Origin of the sequence: Aquimarina litoralis, assembly GCF_019295435.1 — a bacterium.
Classification (GTDB): domain Bacteria; phylum Bacteroidota; class Bacteroidia; order Flavobacteriales; family Flavobacteriaceae; genus Aquimarina; species Aquimarina litoralis_A.
Window position 1 is genome coordinate 16195 of sequence record NZ_WEKL01000011.1, and the last position, 19113, is coordinate 35307.

Consider the following 19113-nt stretch of genomic DNA (forward strand, 5'->3'; position numbering starts at 1 on the left):
TATAAAAATAACGATTTTCGGTCAAAAGTTTATTTCGCTTCAAATAATAATTTTCCTTCTAAGATAAACTCATCTGCTATTGCATTCTCCTTCATTCTTTTGAAAATGCTAGGCGAGTTATGATTTACCCCATATTTGGTTCTATCTATCGAGTATTTAAAAGTAATTAGTATACCAGATGCTGTAGTTTCTATATTCACAGGAATATTTTCGGTATTTGTCTTTCCCTTGATCGTTAAATTACCTTTTAAAATAGTAGTTGCATCCTTAAATGATACCGGATTTTTTACATTGAATATAGCTGTTGGAAATTTCTTTACTTCAAAGAAATCTTCATTTTTAAGATGGCTTTTTAAGTCATTGTTTTCATGATCAATACTTTTCATATTAATAACAAGCTGTAAAGAAGATAGTATGTTGTTGGTAATTGTAGCAATTCCTTCTTTCGGTGTTATGGTTCCGGTAAGGGAGTACGAATTAAAAGCAGCCTTTCCTGTCCAAGATAATTCAGATTTTTTTATTCTTAAGGTGTGATCTTGCGCTTGTATTTTTTGTACCCCAATCATAATTAGACTGATGATTAGGATATATTTTAATGTTTGCATAATTGATTAATTTAAAAGTTTATCCGTTGTCTCTATTTTTTCATATCCGCAGACGGTTTCTCCGTCTTTCGTAATACCAATGAAGTACCACATCGCCCATCCTCCAAAAAGAGTATCATCAGTACGCCAGTTGTTTGTCCAAGTATAGGGTTGAGATTGCTTCATTACCTCCTTTTTTGTTTTGAAGTTTTTGTTTAATTCTTTTAAAGGATATGACTTTCTTAAATTCCAGGTATTATTATAGAATAGATATGCGCCGTATTCTATAATTGTTATTTCGCTTTCTTTGCATAGTATCCCTGTATTATGTTTCCAATAATATCGATCATCAATTTTGATAGGATCAATGGATTTTGGAAAATTATTAACAGAAATTGCTCTTCGTAACTGGTTTAGTTTTTCCGGTAACTTATCATTGATAGGAGTGCCATATTTTACTTGTGCTGGTAGTATGAACGTATACATTACAGCTAAAAATAGAAGTACCTTTTGCATGATTATTTTATTTTTTCTGCGATCCAAACGGCTAGAAAGTCCTTTTTTATGGAATGTGTTGATCCATAAAGTTTTCCATTCTTATAATAAAATGTGGTATTATAATCACCACTATTATCACCTGAGATAAGGGCTACATAAATCACATCTAATTGAGTGTTTACTCTTCCTTCTCTCATTTTTACACCTTCCCTATAAAATGTTCCTTCTACAGATTTGGGAGTAATCTTATCGATACGCATCATAGCAAAATTAGAATCTGTGCTATCCTGCGGGCTCATATCGAGTTTCCATTCACCAACTAATTGTTGTAGATCTTTAGTGTCTTCTTGCGAAAAACTAAAGAAAGATGTTAATAATACTAATACTGTAAATGTGATTGATTGTCTCATGTTTTTATGATTTTAAAATTGTTCGAGACAAATATTGATCATTTCATGGCAAAAGTCGTTTCAATTTGCTAAATGAGACTGATTTTAAAGAAAGTAAAGGGCTCAATTTTTTAATTGAGACTGGTTAATCATTTGATTTTAAAGCACTAGGAGGATTTCCAGTAATTTTCTTAACTGCTCGGTTAAAAGAAGCTTTAGAATTAAAACCAGCTTCATAAGCTAAAGCTAAAAGAGTAAAGTTGTCATTTTTTGGGTCGTTTAATAGCCTTTTTACTTCTTCAATACGAAGTTCGTTGATATAGTCATTAAATTTTTTCTGGTAGATCGTATTCAGACATTTGGTTACCAAATAGGGTTTTACGTCAAGTTGTTTGGATAGAGAAGCCAATGTAAGTTCAGGGTCTTTGAATAATTGCTCTTCTAGCATTTTGAGCTTTAGCGCATTACTGATGACATCTAGCTGTTCTTTTTCTTTACCAGAAACGGTAGCTATGGGTTTGAAAGCACTTTCTTTTCTTCTTGAAAACCCTTCGAGACCTAACCAATATGTAATAATTGCCATACCTATAAATACAGGATGACCATAGAAGAAATTACTGGCAAAATTGAAAAAGAAAAAGTCTATTAAAATACCAAGAACATAAATAATAGAAAATATTTTCATGACCAAAATAACTCTTTTAATCCAATCAAGTTTTCCAGGAATCATCTTGTATCCTTCTACAGTAGTCATATCACTAAGCAATTTTTGAGCTTTGATACTGTAGAAAATAATAAGTGCTCCAGAAATGACAAACATGGTAGGGTAATGCATCCATACCACATATCCCCAATATCCTAACCAAGTAAGACTTTCTCTAGTTCCATCCCAATAAAAGTTTTGAGCTTTAATAAAAAAGCTCCACGCAAACTCAATTAATACAGGTAGAAAATGAATCCAATCACTTCGTTTTAATTCAAATTTTGGATTCACATAACTTTTTACAAAAAAGTAGATAAGGGTTCCATAAATCCAATTGTATTCTAATAAAATATGATACCAAAAATCATAGCGGCCTAAACCGAAAATATTTAATGTTTCAACAATAAGTCGATAGGAAAAGAAGAATAAAATGGTTGCTAGAAACCTATTAGAGATATAGTGTATACCCTTTTTTTGCCAAAGTATGGTTCCAAATATGATTCCCTGAATAGCTCCAATAAGGAGTAATACAATTAAAAGTATTGGTATTGCTTCCACTTCCCTAAAGATAAAGAAGTAGATTTAAGAAACAACTTTTTTCTTATAATACCTATATAAATCTTCGGATGAGGCACCTAGCCATCGTCTCATATGAATATTTAAAAAATGGTATTGTAGTCGCCAAACTCCAACTTCTCGATAACGTCTGGCAGAAGTAATCACATATTTTGGGATAATTACAAATTTGTTAATTGCAAAAAGACGATCTACCAGGTCATTATCCTCATAAACGATATAATTTTCGTCATATCCTTCTATTTCTTTGAATAATGAAGCGGTAATAAATTGACTCTGGTCACCACCACGACAGCGTTTACTTTCAAACTTTGTAAGCCATCCTAAAAACCGTAACCACCAATGATTTGAATCAAACTTCATCCTAAAACATCCAGCTTCATTACCTTTCTGTATTTCGGTTATGATATCTTGATCATAGTATTTAGGAGGAAACGAATCTGCGTGAAGAAAATAAAGAACATCACCTGTCGCAACCGATGCTCCTGTATTCATTTGCTTAGCACGACCTTTTTCGGAATCTACTACTTTGATTGGTGTATTTTGATTCTTAGCATATTCAAGGACCGTTTTTTTGGATGTGTCTATGCTGCCACCATCGACAACAATAATTTCACTGATGCTATGTTTTGAACGTGCAACTTTTATCAAATGCGAAAGCAGCTTACAAATAGAAGCCGCTTCATTAAGAATAGGAATGACGATAGAAATTTTCAAAAGGTCAACTATTATTTAGGGTATAAAGTTACTCATTTAAACTCCAATCATATTTTTTATACCCTTTCTTTTTTTGTTTATCAATTTTAACTTTAGAGTATTTATTAATAAAAGATTTAGCGTCTTCACCATCTATCTTGAAATCTTTTTTAAACCAACTAAATATTTTTGAAACTTCTACTACTTCTTCGGTGATCGTATTTCTTTTAGGATCATTGATAAAGTTTCGAGTCAAGTTTTCTAAGGAATCATTAACGTTGGTTGCAGTAAATGCTCTATTCCATACTATTGGACAAGAAAAGGAAGCACAATTGATAGCAAAATGAATTCTAGGTTCTCCAAGTTTTCTAAGAATTTTGTGTTCCAATTCATTTAAACTGTGTAGTACTCCATTAATTTTAAAGAACTGTCTATCCCATGGATTTTTAATGTCTTTAATGCTCTTTAATGGGTAATTGTCAATGATAAGTTTTATGGTATAAGCATTATAAGCATTGATCCAGTAAGCCAACTTTTCTTCTTTACTCCAGTTTTCTGCTGGTGGATTGTCAGAAAGATATGTGAAGTACTTATATAACTCAGCGCTATCTCTCATAAATCCTTTATAGTCTACTTTTCCATCTTCAGATACGTTAATTAATAGTATCTGATCCCAGATGGCATGATCTAATTTTTGTTGAGCATTAGTTTGTAATGATATGAATGCAATAATTGCAAATACAAATAGTTTTGGGGTCTTCATTTTTTTATTGTTTTATTCCAAATGGTTAGGTTTGACACTTAATTTATTTATTGTTTTCCATATAACGAAATCTTTATAAAGATATTCGTTTAATTCTCGATGTTAGTCCAAAGTCTATGCCATTCCTTACAGATATTATTTTTCGACCTGTGGATTGTTTATTGCAAGTTAGCATTCGAATATGTAATATTGTAATCGAACTATTTTTATATGATTAGTACAGTTTTAACACTCCCTTGTGGAGCAGTATTGAAAAACAGATTAGTGAAATCTGCTATGACCGAACGTATTAGTAATACTAATTTTGAACCGGTTAAAGGGCATGAACGCTTATATGAAGATTGGTCTTCTACAGGTGCAGGTTTGTTAATAACAGGGAATGTGGTTATAGATCGGAAACATTTAGAATCAGCTGGGAATGTATGTTTTGACGATGAAAAAATGTTACCAAAATTAAAATCTTGGGCGCAAGCAGGTAAAAAATATGGTAATCATATTTGGGTACAGATTTCACATTCAGGAAGACAAACGAATAAATTTGGAACAAGTAGGCCTTTGGCACCTTCTGAAGTTCAATTAAAAAAGCTAGGACTTTTTGGGAAGCCAAAAGCTATGACAGAGCAAGATATTTTAGAGGTGATTCAGGGATTTGTTAAGGCTGCGAAGTTAGCTAAAGAATCAGGTTTTACAGGAGTTCAGATCCATGCCGCTCACGGATATTTATTGAGCCAATTTTTATCTCCACTTACCAATATTAGAGAAGACGGTTGGGGAGGTAGTATAGAAAATAGAAGTCGGTTATTATTAACTATTATCAAAGAAGTTCGAAAAGTAGTAGGTGCTGATTTTCCAATTGCTGTAAAATTAAATTCAGCAGACTTTCAAAGGGGAGGTTTTACAGAAGAAGAATCATTAGAAGTGGTTCGAATGTTAGATAAGGAAAAGATCGATTTGTTAGAAATATCTGGAGGGACGTATGAAAAGCTCGCTTTTTTTACTATGAATGAAGAAAATTCAGGATTAAAGGAGAGTACAAAACGTAGAGAAGCGTATTTTATAGATTTTGCGAAGAAGATAAGAGCGATTAGTACGATCCCACTCATGATTACTGGTGGTTTTAGGTCATATGATTTTTGCAATGAAGTATTAACTGATGGAGAAGTAGATTTGATTGGAATGGCGCGACCTTTTATTACCAATAGAGATCAAATATCGGATTTTCTAAAGGGGAAGTTACCTCGATTAGAAAACTTGATTTTACGTACTGGATTCAAACAATTTGAGGATGCAGCAGAAGGAGGTTTTTACGCAAGACAAATTATAAGGTTTTCGAAAGGAAAAGGATTGAAAACTAATATGAGCCCACTATGGTGTTCTACGTTTTTAATCATGTATGAGTTTAGAAAGGCCATAGCAAAGAAGTTCTAAAAAACATATCCCCAAAACTAAATAGTGTTCTAGGGATATGAATGCTTACATACTTAATAAATTTAGCAACATCCGCCGCCATCATAATGGAAGGTGGATTCGCTTATGTAGATATCATCTCTTCCTAGATCTCCCAAAGCTGCTGCGGTTTTATCACATACAGCTAATGGTTGATTTTTTAGTAAAACATGTCCTTTTTTGTCATCAAAGTAATCTTCATCTCCAAAATAAATTGCAGCTTTACCAGTAAATATACAAGGACCATCTTCTGGCATTGGATCTTTGATAGCTGCAACTTCAATGGATTCTATATAGATTAATTCGTCTGTTTCATAATTTTTTGGGTCCAAAATACGATAGGGTTTACGAGCTCTAATCTCAATTGTTCCAAAACCAACATCAGTAAGTGCTTTTACATAATCCGCAATCGGAAGACTACCACTTAAACATAAAGCTCTTAATCGTTCGTCATTTCTAAGCGTTTCATTCATAGGTTGTTCACAAGTAGGATCACTCATTACCAATCTTCCATGAGGTTTTAAAACTCGGTACATTTCTTCAATAGCTTTCTTAAGATCTTCTTCTTTAAAAATATTGAATAGACAATTTTGAGCCGCAACATCGATACTATTGTCCTCAACAGGAAGGTTTAGCGCATCACCAAATCGAAGATCCACAAATTCACTTTTGAACCAATCATTTTGCTCTTCTGCTTCTTTGAAATTTTTGTGAGAGGCTTCTAGCATTTCTTGAACTACATCTACACCTATAACACCATTTTTTTGACGTGAGAAATAGGAAAATTGCAATAATTCCATTCCTCCACCAACACCAACATATAGAATCTTTGGATTATTGGTAAGATCTCTGGCATTTACCGTACTTCCACATCCATAATTCATTTCCTGCATTATTTTTGGAATTTTTAGTCCTGGTAATTCCCAAATAGGGTTGGTGGTACAACATAATCCAACATCTGGTGTTAATGCTGCCTCTTTATATACATCGTGTGTGGTTTCTAAATAACTCATATTTTATACTTTCGTTTTACTATTAAATGGGGTTTATCTTATTCTGTTATAAAGATTTTATTAGTTCTTTAAACAATAGAATCATTTCTGGTTCTGCTTTTCCTGCCATAGCAATAATTTCATCTATATCCACAGGTTGCAAATTATCAGGATCACATTCATCAGTAAGTACAGAAACTGCTGCTACTTTTAGATTTAAGTGATTGGCTACAATAATTTCAGGAACAGTGCTCATTCCAACAGCATCTGCGCCGATTATCTTAAGGTATCTATATTCTGCACGTGTTTCTAGTTGTGGTCCAACTACTGAAGCATATACACCTTTATGCAAAGTGATATTATTTTCCTTTGCAATGGCTTCCAATTGATGATTAAGATCTACATCATAAGGAGCACTCATATCGGTAAAACGGGTTCCTAACTGTTCTACTCCTTTAAAAGCAAGTGGGGATCCACCTTGAAGATTAATATGGTCATCAATTAGCATTAATTCTCCTTTTTTGAAATCTAAATTGATGGCACCAGAAGCGTTAGAAACCAATAAGGTTTTGATACCTAGTTTCTGCATAATTCGAACAGGATAGGTAACATCCTGAAGAGAATATCCTTCATATAAATGAAAACGTCCTTGCATAACAACCACCTTTTTACCTTCTAGGTTTCCATAAATTAATTTCCCTTTATGGAATTCTACTGTAGCTGTTGGAAAATTTGGGATATGATTATAGCTTACTTCTTTTAGCACTTCAATTTCATTAAGTAGTTGCCCTAATCCTGTTCCTAAGATGATCCCTATTTCTGGGTTTTCAAATCCTTTTTCTTGTAAGTACTCTGTTGTTTCCTTGATGTATTTAATCATTTTGATAACTTAATAGGTGTTGAAAGGCCGAGATGTCTTTTATATCTTCATAATAGTCAACATCGTTTCGTTCTTCCAGTAATTTTATATTGGTTTGTTGTAAATCGTTTAATGTATTTTTAAGTACAGTGTTAGTTCCCCAATTTTTGTTTTGGAAAACTTTAGAGTTCATAGCTTTCATTCCTAGTAAGTAGTATCCGCCATCAGTTGCAGGTCCTATAACATAGTCATGATCTTTGAGTGCTCTAAAAGCATTTTCAATGTCTTCTTGGTTTAGATCATACATGTCGCTTCCTATAATGATAATATTAGTATATCCATTATTAAAGCCATCTTGAAAGGCATTTTTCATTCGATAACCAAGATCTTCACCATTTTGTAACCTTTTATGATAGATATCATTATCCCAAATATCATTTTCTCTAACTTGTACGGAGTAGTGTACTTCTTTTGCYATGGTCAAGTTTTTCGTAATACTCACTGTGTGGTCTAACAGGATTTGATAGACTTCTAGGGCAGCTTGATTACCAATGGTAGCTGCTAATCTTGTTTTACATTTACCCAATTCAGGATTTCGGGTAAAAATCATTAGTAGACTTTTTTCTTTCACTTTTTATATACTTTTTTTCCTTTAAGTAACCATTTTCCCCATTCTTTGGAAAATGCATGTACTTTATTTGTTTCTTTGTCGTTAGTATCTACTACTTCATTGTCTTCATTTTTCCATTCGAAAATTCCACCATACAGATTGTATACGTTTGTATAACCTATCTCTTTTAGCTTTTCAGAAATATCTTCGGAACGTATGCCCAAACTACAGTAAACTACGATTTTTGATTCTTTTGGGATATTCTGTTCAACTATTTTATTGACATCAAAATGATCATACCCTACATGAAGAGCACCTTTTAAATGACTGGTTTGATATTCTACAAGTTCTCGAGCATCAAATAGAATAATATCATTTTTGATAGGCTCTAATTCCTTTACAGTGATGTAAGGAATACTTTCAGTATTATACTGTTCCAATAATTCATTTAGGGAATCTTGACCGATTCCAATAAAAGGAAAAAGTATAACAATAAGTTTGAAAATTGCTTTCTTCATATAATGATAATTAACCTAATTTATAGGGATATCAAAAAGGATTGATTCATCTCAACCAAAATAGTTGCTGATAATTAACTACTTTTTTAAAAATAGTTTTATTCTGAATGTTTAAATGAGAATGGTATGGTATGAGTAGATTAGCACTCAATATTTTCTATAAGAAGAGGAGAACCTTTATTGTAGAAGGAATTTTGTTGATATGTGTTTTTGATAATACCCCTATGTTTGGATATATCAACACGGATACTTAGTATACTTTGGATAATTTTCCTAAGAAGCATAGAAATGTTATTACTCAACTTAGCAATAACATGTAAATCTTCAAGGGTATCGATATCAAATAAAGTTTCAAGCTGTGCAACTTCAATTTTTGAAGTTTTAATTAGCAGTGAAACGCTCTTAGCTAGGTTTTTAGATTGCCAAGGGAGTTTCAGAAACGTATTTCTATTGAATTGAGATTTGTGTAATCCCATTAAGTAAAACCCACCATCAGCAGATGGACCTAAGACAAAGTTTTTGTTTTCGAGTTGCTTTACACTTTCTATTAAGTGTTGTTTTCTTAGATGTGGAGTATCATTACCTATGGTGATTACATTTTCAAATCCTTGATCATACGTAGCTTGAAGAGCATTTACAAAACGTTCACCAAAACTATTTCCAATTTGGTCTTTTTCGGTATAAACAAAAAATGGAATTCCGGTGCTTTTTACAACCTTAAGAGTAGCTTTGTTAAGTGCCGAAAAAAGTCTGTCACCACCAAAAATAGGTTTATTAAGAACCTCCTGTTTTGAGGAGTTCGCAAAAACTAGTATGGCAGTTTTTAACTTCATTTTGATTTACGCAACAGTTCCCTGACAGCTACTTCCTGCACCAGCAGTACAACCATAACAATGTTGGGAAATTATAATATTTCGATTTTGAAGTAATTCTTCATTGTATTCACTAATGTGTTTCACTTTACTTGCTACTTTAAGATCTAACATTTGATTAAAATCGCAATCATAAAGCCATCCATCCCAGCTTATAGAAATGGTGTTTGTGCACATTACATTCTCTACAGCTGCAGGATTGTATGCTTCTACCAAAGCATACATATAATCCTCATAATTCTCAGAAGCAATTAAGTAATCCAAAAATCTACTAATCGGTAAATTAGTAATTGCAAACAAATTATGAAAGTGAATTCCAAAATCTTCTAGTAATGCTTTTTTAAAATCTTTTTCCATAGAGGCTTGATCACCTGGTAAAAAAGCACCAGAAGGATTATATACCAAGTCCAATCGTAAGTCGCTATCAGGCATTCCATATCCTCGCTCGTTTAACTCTTGAAGTGCTTTTATTGATTTATCAAAAACTCCATCTCCACGTTGTTTGTCTGTTTTTCCTCTTGTCCAGTGTGGCATTGAGGAAACCACGTGAACATTATGCTTTTTGAAAAAATCTGGCAAATCATAGTACTTTTTGTTTGCTCTAATGATGGTTAAATTACTGCGTACTATAAAATCCTTAATTCCAGCTTTACTGGCTTCTTCAACAAACCATCTAAAATTAGGATTCATTTCTGGAGCACCACCAGTCAGATCTAAAGTATGCGCTCCTGTCTTTCTAATCACATCTAAGCATTGCATCATTGTTTCCTTAGTCATAATCTCTTTACGATCAGGACCTGCATCTACATGACAATGCTCACAAACTTGGTTACACATATACCCTACATTGATCTGTAGTATTTCAAGCTTATTAGGGCGCAAAGGATTTTTACCAATTTCTGCAATTTTATCTGCAAATTTGGGTAATTCTCCATTAGCAAAAATACCGTTGTTCAGTATTTCTAATTGCCTGTGTGAATCTGCTAATTCGTTATTTCTTTTTTTCAGTGACTTAGTAGCCATAAAATATATGTATTAAAATTGTCGCTATAGCTTTGCATTAAATTACATCGACAATTTTTCGTATTTATTCATCATTTGTACTCCATGTACCAATGTAGCACCACTTTCTATAGCTGCACCAGCGTGAACAGCTTCCATCATTTCCTCTTTTGTAATTCCTTTTTGGAGACCATCTTTTGTATAAGCATCAATACAGTAAGGACATTTTACTACGTGAGAAACAGCAAGCGCTATTAAAGATTTTTCTCTAGCACTTAGAGCACCATCTTCAAAAACTTTTCCGTAATAATCAAAGAATTTGGTTCCAAGTTCTTCACTCCATTCGGTTATTTTTCCAAATTTTCTGAGATCCGAAGGATCATAATATGTTTTAGACATATAAGAGTTGTTTTAAAACAAATGTTATTGTTGGTCGTAATGCAAAGATTAAAACTTACAATAAATTTATAAATTATTAATAATGACTAAAATCAGCAATATGGAGATAAAATAAAAATGAATGTTAATTATTTAAGTTTTTTTATCAAAACTATACCTTATTTCAATTGCAAAATACAGAAAAAATATACGGTATTAAATTTCATTATGGTTTTCAGTGTATAAACAAGTTTTATCACAAATGTTAAGATAAAAAATGTTTTTTATAGCTAAAACTAATGTTGCATTGTTAATTATAATAGCTAAACCAATTTGTTGTAATATATTTATTTAATCTTTATTAGCTTTTGTTTTTGACTCCTGATAACTTTCTATTATTTTAACAATTTAACATGTCAATTTGTTGATTAACAGTGGTTTTTTTTGATTTATATGAGTGTTTTTGAAATTATTAATTTCAAATGTATTGATAATGTTAAGATAGCTTAATTAGCACAAATTAGAATGTAATGTTGTAGCTTTATCAATATTTCTAACTAAAAATCTAAAGTGTTTATTTACTAATTTTAAAAAAATAAGACTGATAAAGATTAAGAAAGTAAGTAAGGTAAATTTATTTGTTGTAACTAAAAAATAAGATAGGTGAGATTTATAAATGAATATAGTAAAAATAGTATTTGCACCATAATTCTATTGGGTTTAATACTAAGTGCTCCAATACAAGGTTTTTCTCAAAGTAAAAATATTGAGAAGAAAGTTGATTCTGTTATATCCTTAATGACATTAAAGGAAAAAATAGGTCAATTAGTATTATACAATGGTAGTTGGGATGTGACAGGACCACCTTCTGATGTGGGCAACAAAGAAAAATATGAAAAATTAAGAAATGGAGAAGTTGGTGCTATGTTAAACGCTACTTCTGTAGCGGGTACTAAAGAATTGCAAAAAACAGTAATGGAAAACTCAAGATTAAAAATTCCATTGTTGTTCGGATATGATGTAATTCATGGTTTTAAAACAATTTTCCCTATTCCGCTCGGAGAAAGTGCCAGTTGGGATTTAGAGGCTATCAAAAAATCATCTGCTATTGCTGCTAAAGAAGCCACTGCATCTGGTATTAATTGGGCTTTTGGTCCAATGATGGATATTTCTAGAGATGCTCGATGGGGAAGAGTAATGGAAGGAGCTGGAGAAGACCCGTTTTTAGCTTCAAAAATTGCTGTAGCAAGAATTCAAGGCTTTCAGGGAGATGATTTGTCTAAAGAAAATACGTTAGCAGCGTGTGCTAAGCATTTTGCTGCATATGGTTTTGCTGAAGGAGGAAGAGATTATAATACAGTAAGTATCGGAGAATATGAATTACATAATACGGTGTTGCCTCCCTTTAAAGCGGCAGTTGACGCTGGTGTAGCATCCATGATGAGTTCTTTCAATGAAATTGATGGAATACCAGCAACAGGTCATAAAGGTTTACAAAGAGATATTTTGAAAAATACATGGAACTGGGATGGTTTTATAGTTTCTGATTGGGCGTCAATTGCTGAAATGATTTTTCACGGATATGCAAAAGATAGAACGCATGCAGCGGATATAGCAATCCATGCAGGAAACGATATGGATATGGAAGGAAGAGCATATGAGGTAGGTTTAGAAAAATTAGTAAAAGAAGGAAAAGTAGACGAAAAACTTATTGAAGATGCTGCTAGACGTATTTTAAAAGTGAAATTTGAATTAGGTTTATTTGATGATCCTTTTAGATATAGTAATGAGGAAAGAGAGAAGAAGGATATCTATACTAAAGAACATTTAGAAGTTGCTAGGGATGTTGCTAAAAAGTCAATCGTATTATTAAAGAATGATAAAAACATATTACCATTACAGAAAAACGTAAAAAGTATTGCAGTTATAGGGTCTCTTGCTGATGATAAAGATACTCCAATTGGAAGTTGGAGAGGAATGGCAACACCTAATTCTGCAGTGTCATTATTAGAAGGTATTAAGTCAGCTGTGGCGAGTTCTGTAAAAGTTTCCCATGCAAAGGGTGTTGAAATCGGAGTGGGAGAACGCAGTTTTGTAAGAAGTCTGAAGGTAAACAGAGATAATTTCGATGGTATTGAAAATGCAGTTAATGTAGCTAAAGATGCAGAAGTTGTGGTTTTGGCTTTAGGAGAAGAAGCTTTTCAATCTGGTGAAGCTAGAAGTCAAGTAAGTATTGAGTTGACAGCGCCTCAACAAAAACTATTCGATGCCATATATGCTGTGAACAAAAATATTGTAGTTGTATTAATGAATGGTCGTCCGATGGCTATTTCTGATGTTGCTGAAAAAGCTCCTGCAATTCTAGAAACTTGGCATCTGGGATCAGCTTCAGGAAGTGCTATTGCCGATGTGTTATTTGGGGATTATAATCCTTCCGGTAAATTACCAGTATCGTTTCCGAGACATGGTGGTCAAGTGCCATTGTATTACAATATAAAAAATACTGGAAGACCCGTAAATCAAGATGGAATGGTGTTTTGGTCTCATTATACCGATGAAAAGAACGATGCTTTATTTCCTTTTGGACATGGTCTAAGCTATACTAATTTTACATATAAAGATTTGAAGCTGAGTGCTCCAACATTTAGTTCTGGAGGCAAGATAACGGTTTCAGTTACAGTGAAAAATGATGGTAAGGTGAAAGGAAAAGAAGTGGTGCAATTATATACCAGAGATCTTATTGGTAGTTTAACACGTCCTGTAAAAGAATTGAAAGGATTTCAAATGATAGAATTAAATCCACAAGAAAGTAAGACAGTAACTTTTACAATTGACGAAAAAACAATTCACTTTTATACTGCAAATAAGAAGTGGGAAGCAGAACCAGGAGATTTTAAAGTTTTTGTTGGGGGTAGTTCAAAAACTGAATTAGAAAGTAGTTTTTCTTTTAAAAAATAAATGATGCGTAAAATATATATAATAGCACTTGTTGTTTTAGTAGTAAGTTGTAATTCTAAATCACCTGAAGAAGAAAGTAATAAAGTAATCACTGAAGAACCTTCTATGAATACAGAAATAGATAAAAAAGTTTCCAAATTGCTTTCAGAAATGACATTGGAAGAGAAAGTAGGGCAAATGACTCAGATTACTTTAGATGTAGTTACTAAAGGAGATAATCAATATAGCTCAGCTCAGCCTTATGAATTAGATTCTGTGTTAGTTCATAAGGCGATTCACACTTATAAAGTAGGTTCTATACTTAATACACCAGGAGTTCCTTTATCAAGACAAGATTGGTATAAAACTATTAAAATATTTCAAGATGAGGCTGCTAAGACTCCAAGGCAAATTCCTATTATCTACGGTATAGATGCTATTCATGGAGTTAATTATACTACAGGAGCAACGTTATTTCCTCAGCAGATTGCACTTGCTGCCACGTTTAATAAAGATTTAGTAAAAGAAGTAGCTAAAATTTCTGCTTATGAAACACGAGCTTCCTCTATTCCTTGGAATTTTTCACCAGTGTTAGGATTGGGTAGAAACCCTCTATGGCCAAGGTTATGGGAAACTTTTGGTGAGGATGTGTATTTAGGCAAAACGATGGGTGTGGCAATGGTAGAAGGTTATCAAGGAAATCTCGGAGATCCTTATACCGTAGCTTCTTGTATGAAACATTATTTAGGATATAGTGTTCCATTATCTGGTAAAGATCGTACACCTGCTTGGATTCCAGAAAGGGAATTAAGACAATATTTTTTACCGGCATTTAAAGCGGCAGTAGATGCAGGATCGGTGACGTTAATGATTAATTCTGGAGAAATAAATGGAGTTCCAGTACATGCCAGTAAATTTCTATTAACTGATGTGCTTCGAGGTGAACTCGGATTTAAAGGTCTAGCAGTAACTGATTGGGCCGATATTAATTATCTGCACACAAGACATAAAGTTGCAGAAACTATCAAAGATGCAATTAGAATGTCGGTAAATGCGGGTATAGATATGAGCATGGTACCACATGATTTTGAATTTGCAGAACTTTTGGTAGAACTAGTAAATGAAGGTAGTGTCTCTGAAGAAAGAATTAATAGCGCAGTTACTAGAATATTAAGAGTAAAGATGCAATTAGGATTGTTCGAAAATCCAGTTACAGATCCTAAAAATTACCCAGATTTTGGATCTGATAAATTTGCAGCTGTAAGTAAAAAAGCTGCCTTAGAATCTTTTACGTTGCTGAAAAACACGAGTAATATTTTACCACTTGAAAAAGGGACAAAAATCTTGGTGACAGGACCTACTGCGAATACAATGAGATCATTAAATGGAGGTTGGTCTTATAATTGGCAAGGTAGTGAAGCCGATAATTATGCCAAAGATAAAAATACAATTGCTGAAGCATTAGTAGGTATGGGAAATGCCACTTTTGTTCAAGGAGTTTCGTTTAAAGAAAACAACAGTGTTGATAGTAGTACGCTAAAAGAAGTTGTTTTTGAAGATAAAAAGAATATTGATGCCGCGGTAAAAGCGGCAAAACAATCTGATGTGATTTTGTTATGCTTAGGAGAGAATTCATATACAGAAACTCCAGGTAATACGAATTCCATTGTATTACCAAAAGATCAAATTGAATTAACCAAAGCTTTAGCAAAAACTGGTAAAAAGATTATACTTGTATTGCTAGAAGGAAGACCAATAATTTTTAATGAAATAGAGCCTTTGGTAGATGCTGTTTTTATGGGGTATTTGCCTGGTAATCATGGAGCAGATGCTTTAGGTGACTTATTGTTTGGTATAGAAAATCCTTCAGGAAGGTTGCCTATAAATTATCCTAAACATCCGCATGCATTAGTGAATTATAATCATAAGCATTCAGATAATATTTCAATTCCTAATTACTATGATGCAGATTATGACCAGCAGTATGAATTCGGTGATGGACTATCTTATACAAGCTTTGAGTATAGCGACTTATCTATAAGCGCTGATGAAATGACACAAGATGGTTCTATTGATGTTTCTGTGAAAGTCGCCAATACTGGAAATAGAAAAGGAAAAGAGGCTGTATTACTTTTTATCAGTGACCTATATGCTAGTATAACTCCAGAAGTTAGAGCTTTAAAAGGATATGAGAAAATTGAATTGAATGAAGGAGAGTCTAAAGTAGTCTCATTTAAAATTACAAAAGAAGAATTATCTTTTGTAAACGATGCACTAGAGACAATTGCCGAACCAGGAGATTTTGAAATTACTATTGGTGATCTAAAGAAAAAAATTAGGCTTAAATAATATAAATAATCATTATCCGTATTTTAATGATATGAAAGTATAGCATACCTTATTGATATCTTATAAACAAAGAGTAAATAAGGTATGTTAAGATTTTAATGGTATATTTGATAAGCCTACTTATGTAAAAACTCATCCAATGTATCGTCTTTTTATTATATTTTATTTTTTATCATTCTCGGTTTTTTCTCAATCGATAAAGAGTAAAACACTACCCAAAATAACCCATTATGATACTAAAAACATGGGGTTTAATGCGCAATCTTGGGATGTTAAGCAAGATGAGAATGGACTTGTGTATATAGCAAATGGGAATCAAGTTTTAATTTTTGATGGTACTGATTGGACATCTGTGGATACAAATCCAGAAATGGTAAATAGAAGTCTTTTTGTTAAGAATAAAGATACAATTTACTTTGGTGCAGATGAACATCATGGGATGTTAATTAAAAATGGCTATGAGGGCTATAAAGTTCAGCCATTAAGAAACAATAAAAAAGATGTAGCAGCTGATATTGAGGAATATTGGAGAACGCATTTTATCAACAATGAGATCGTTTTTCAAACTTTTAGAAATTTATACGTAAATCAAGGGAATATTATAACTAAAATTCCAGCTCCATATCGCTTCAAATGGAGTTATAGTATTGATAATGATATATATGTAAACGATTTAAAATATGGGGTTTTTAAACTTCAAGAAACAAATTTAATACCTGTAATAAGTGATCCGAACTTAAATGAAAATATCGTTGGTGTAACTAAAATAGAGGATGATTTAATCGTTATAACGGATACTAAAGGACTTTATAAAGTTGTAGAAGGTAAACTTTTTCCGATTAATTTTACAGTGTCTGAAGAAGTCCAAAAAGCACAAATATTCTCTTTTCTTAAGCTTAATGATGATAGAATTGCTCTAGGTACAGTTTCTAATGGATTGTATATTTTAGATCTTAATACAGGAGAAACCCGTAATATCAATAAAAGAAACGGACTGCAAAACAACACTATATTGTCTATTTATCAGGATTATGAAGATAATCTATGGTTGGCACTTGATTATGGAGTAGATCATGTGAAATTAAACTCACCGCTTACCTATTACTACGATTATTTTGGGGAATTAGGTACAACGTATGCCGTAGTTAAAGATCAAAACCTATCATACCTTGGAACAAATCAAGGACTTTACGTAGGTAATGCTGATGTTTCAGATTCTAATAATGATTTTGAATTATTATTGAACGGTCAGGTTTGGAATATAGAAAAAGTAAATGGAGATGTTTATGTTGGTCATGATAAAGGTGCTTATGAATTGCAAGGTAAAGAGTTGACTCGAATGGGAGAGGACTTAGGAGCTTGGAATTTTAGAAAATATAGGCTTTCAGAAGGTGAAAATGCGATAGTATCCGGAAATTATAATGGAATATCATTGTACCAAAAGAAAGAAGGGCAATGGGAAGGATATAAACTTGCTGGTTTTGAAAAGTCTGGAAGATATTTAGAAGTAGATAAAGAAAATCATATTTGGGTTGCGCTTCATAGTAATGGAGTATTTAAGTTTGAATTAGACTATGTCGAAAAAAAGCTAAAAAAACTAGCATTCTATTCGGTAACCGAATTTGATGGAGATAGAATATCTCTTTCAATGATTAATGGTAATATTGTTATAACCTCAAATTATCATGCTTATACATATTCTAATAGTACCAGTTCTTTTACAAAAGAAGAAATTGGAACAAATCAAGGGTATGCTCCTAAAATTTTCAAAAAAGGAGATGAGACTTGGTACGTCAGCAATGATAAAATCGCGGTAGAAAACTCACAGAATTTGATGGTACTGCATGAGCTAAAAGATCAATTAGTACCAGATGTTTTAAATGTTTTTTCTTTAAGTGATTCAAATAAGGTGATTCCTGTTTTTAACGGTTTTGCAATGTATTCTAAAAATAAGAATACCATTACGGAAAGTATTAAGAGTGATATTTTAATTAGGAACTTCGTTTCTGTAAATAATGGAAATTCATATGATTCTGGAGCTAAAATAGCATTTTCCGATAATGATCTTAGAATTAATTATGCATTACCCATTTACGGACAAGAAATAGAATATCAAACCAGTCTAAATGATGGTGAATGGAGTAATGAAACTACGACTACTAAACAAACATTATATAACCTCAAAGAAGGAGATTATACATTTAAAGTAAGAGCAAAATACAATGGAGAGTATAGAGAAGGAACATTTAATTTTAGTATAAAACCTCCAATATATAGAACGCATTGGGCATACATGATATATCTTCTTTTGTTTTTGGTATTGATTATTTCTGTAAGAGGGATTAATCGATATAAGATGAAAAAACAAGAAAGAATTTTGCTTGAAGAAAAGGCAAGAAGACTAAAAAAGCAGGAAGAAGAGCATAGAGCCCAAAAGCTTGAACAGGAACATAAGATCATTGAATTGAATAATTCAAAACTACAAGACGAGATCAAGGCTAAAAGTAGAGAACTTACTCAAATTGCCTATGTGAATCTCAATAAAAATAAAATTCTTAAAAAGATCAGAGATAAGATAGTAAAGGTACAAGATTCTTCTGACCAAAAGTTACCTACTAATAGCTATAATGAATTGGTAAGATTGGTAGATTATTATATTACGGATAAAGAGAGCAAACTATTCGAGATTAATTTTGATAAGTCTCATCAAGAATTTTACGAAAAACTTTCGAAAAATTATCCCAATCTTACTTCTAAGGATTTAAGGTTATGTGCATATCTAAAAATGAATCTCTCCTCCAAAGAAATTGCACCGCTATTAGGAATAAGTTCACAAAGTGTCGATGTAAGCAGGCATAGGTTAAGAAAAAAGCTTAATTTAGATTCCAAAGATAATTTGACTAATATTCTTATAAGTCTTAAATAAGGAATTTCTAATCAC

Annotated in this window: 17 protein-coding genes; 4 read left to right on the forward strand and 13 right to left on the reverse strand. The window is 32.4% G+C overall.

Features of this window, described 5'->3' with window-relative positions; translation table 11 throughout:
* Window positions 1-29: 29 nt before the first annotated feature.
* From GBO31_RS08015 to GBO31_RS08040, 6 genes are all read right to left on the reverse strand, one after another.
* Window positions 30-605: a YceI family protein gene (locus GBO31_RS08015; protein WP_219007811.1), complete on the reverse strand. Its 576-nt coding sequence runs from the start codon at window positions 603-605 to the stop codon at window positions 30-32.
* 6 nt (window positions 606-611) lie between these two features.
* Window positions 612-1100 (reverse strand): hypothetical protein, encoded by a 489-nt coding sequence (locus GBO31_RS08020; RefSeq protein ID WP_219007812.1) that lies wholly within the window; start codon window positions 1098-1100, stop codon window positions 612-614.
* Between the two features lie 2 nt (window positions 1101-1102).
* On the reverse strand, window positions 1103-1492 hold the full coding sequence (locus GBO31_RS08025; protein WP_219007813.1) for a hypothetical protein: 390 nt from the start codon (window positions 1490-1492) through the stop codon (window positions 1103-1105).
* Between the two features lie 124 nt (window positions 1493-1616).
* Window positions 1617-2732, reverse strand: coding sequence for a helix-turn-helix domain-containing protein (locus GBO31_RS27300; protein ID WP_219007814.1), 1116 nt, complete (start codon window positions 2730-2732; stop codon window positions 1617-1619).
* A gap of 24 nt (window positions 2733-2756) precedes the next feature.
* Entirely contained in the window at window positions 2757-3467 is a 711-nt protein-coding gene (locus tag GBO31_RS08035) for a TIGR04283 family arsenosugar biosynthesis glycosyltransferase (RefSeq protein WP_219007815.1), read from the reverse strand.
* A 28-nt stretch (window positions 3468-3495) separates the two neighbouring features.
* The gene (locus tag GBO31_RS08040) at window positions 3496-4209 is read right to left on the reverse strand and encodes a DUF547 domain-containing protein (RefSeq protein ID WP_219007816.1); all 714 of its coding nucleotides are present in this window, start codon (window positions 4207-4209) and stop codon (window positions 3496-3498) included.
* 210 nt (window positions 4210-4419) lie between these two features.
* On the opposite strand from GBO31_RS08040, the gene GBO31_RS08045 reads away from it, so the two are divergent.
* Entirely contained in the window at window positions 4420-5637 is a 1218-nt protein-coding gene (locus GBO31_RS08045; protein ID WP_219007817.1) for an NADH:flavin oxidoreductase/NADH oxidase family protein, read from the forward strand.
* A gap of 62 nt (window positions 5638-5699) precedes the next feature.
* Here GBO31_RS08045 and arsM read toward each other — a convergent pair whose 3' ends face one another.
* From arsM to GBO31_RS08080, 7 genes are all read right to left on the reverse strand, one after another.
* Entirely contained in the window at window positions 5700-6668 is a 969-nt protein-coding gene (gene arsM / locus GBO31_RS08050; RefSeq protein ID WP_219007818.1) for an arsenosugar biosynthesis arsenite methyltransferase ArsM, read from the reverse strand.
* Between the two features lie 46 nt (window positions 6669-6714).
* Window positions 6715-7527, reverse strand: a complete 813-nt coding sequence (locus GBO31_RS08055) for a purine-nucleoside phosphorylase (RefSeq protein ID WP_219007819.1) — start codon at window positions 7525-7527, stop codon at window positions 6715-6717.
* Window positions 7520-8116, reverse strand: coding sequence for a TIGR04282 family arsenosugar biosynthesis glycosyltransferase (locus tag GBO31_RS08060; RefSeq protein WP_219007820.1), 597 nt, complete (start codon window positions 8114-8116; stop codon window positions 7520-7522). Before GBO31_RS08060 ends, GBO31_RS08055 begins: the two co-directional genes overlap by 8 nt.
* A 17-nt stretch (window positions 8117-8133) precedes the next feature.
* Window positions 8134-8634 (reverse strand): rhodanese-like domain-containing protein, encoded by a 501-nt coding sequence (locus GBO31_RS08065; RefSeq protein ID WP_219007821.1) that lies wholly within the window; start codon window positions 8632-8634, stop codon window positions 8134-8136.
* 140 nt (window positions 8635-8774) lie between these two features.
* Complete coding sequence (locus GBO31_RS08070) at window positions 8775-9467, reverse strand: TIGR04282 family arsenosugar biosynthesis glycosyltransferase (RefSeq protein ID WP_219007822.1); 693 nt, start codon at window positions 9465-9467, stop codon at window positions 8775-8777.
* A gap of 6 nt (window positions 9468-9473) precedes the next feature.
* Window positions 9474-10529, reverse strand: a complete 1056-nt coding sequence (gene arsS, locus GBO31_RS08075; protein WP_219007823.1) for an arsenosugar biosynthesis radical SAM (seleno)protein ArsS — start codon at window positions 10527-10529, stop codon at window positions 9474-9476.
* Window positions 10530-10571: 42 nt separating this feature from the next.
* Window positions 10572-10907 carry an arsenosugar biosynthesis-associated peroxidase-like protein gene (locus tag GBO31_RS08080; RefSeq protein WP_219007824.1) on the reverse strand — a complete coding sequence of 112 codons (336 nt, stop codon included), beginning with the start codon at window positions 10905-10907 and terminating at the stop codon, window positions 10572-10574.
* A 642-nt stretch (window positions 10908-11549) separates the two neighbouring features.
* On the opposite strand from GBO31_RS08080, the gene bglX reads away from it, so the two are divergent.
* From bglX to GBO31_RS08095, 3 genes are all read left to right on the forward strand, one after another.
* Window positions 11550-13844: a beta-glucosidase BglX gene (gene bglX, locus GBO31_RS08085; protein ID WP_343211292.1), complete on the forward strand. Its 2295-nt coding sequence runs from the start codon at window positions 11550-11552 to the stop codon at window positions 13842-13844.
* The gene (locus tag GBO31_RS08090) at window positions 13845-16172 is read left to right on the forward strand and encodes a glycoside hydrolase family 3 N-terminal domain-containing protein (protein ID WP_219007825.1); all 2328 of its coding nucleotides are present in this window, start codon (window positions 13845-13847) and stop codon (window positions 16170-16172) included.
* A 244-nt stretch (window positions 16173-16416) separates the two neighbouring features.
* A complete protein-coding gene (locus tag GBO31_RS08095) occupies window positions 16417-19098 on the forward strand; it encodes a two-component regulator propeller domain-containing protein (RefSeq protein ID WP_219007826.1) in 2682 nt (893 codons plus the stop codon).
* The last annotated feature ends 15 nt before the right edge of the window (window positions 19099-19113 follow it).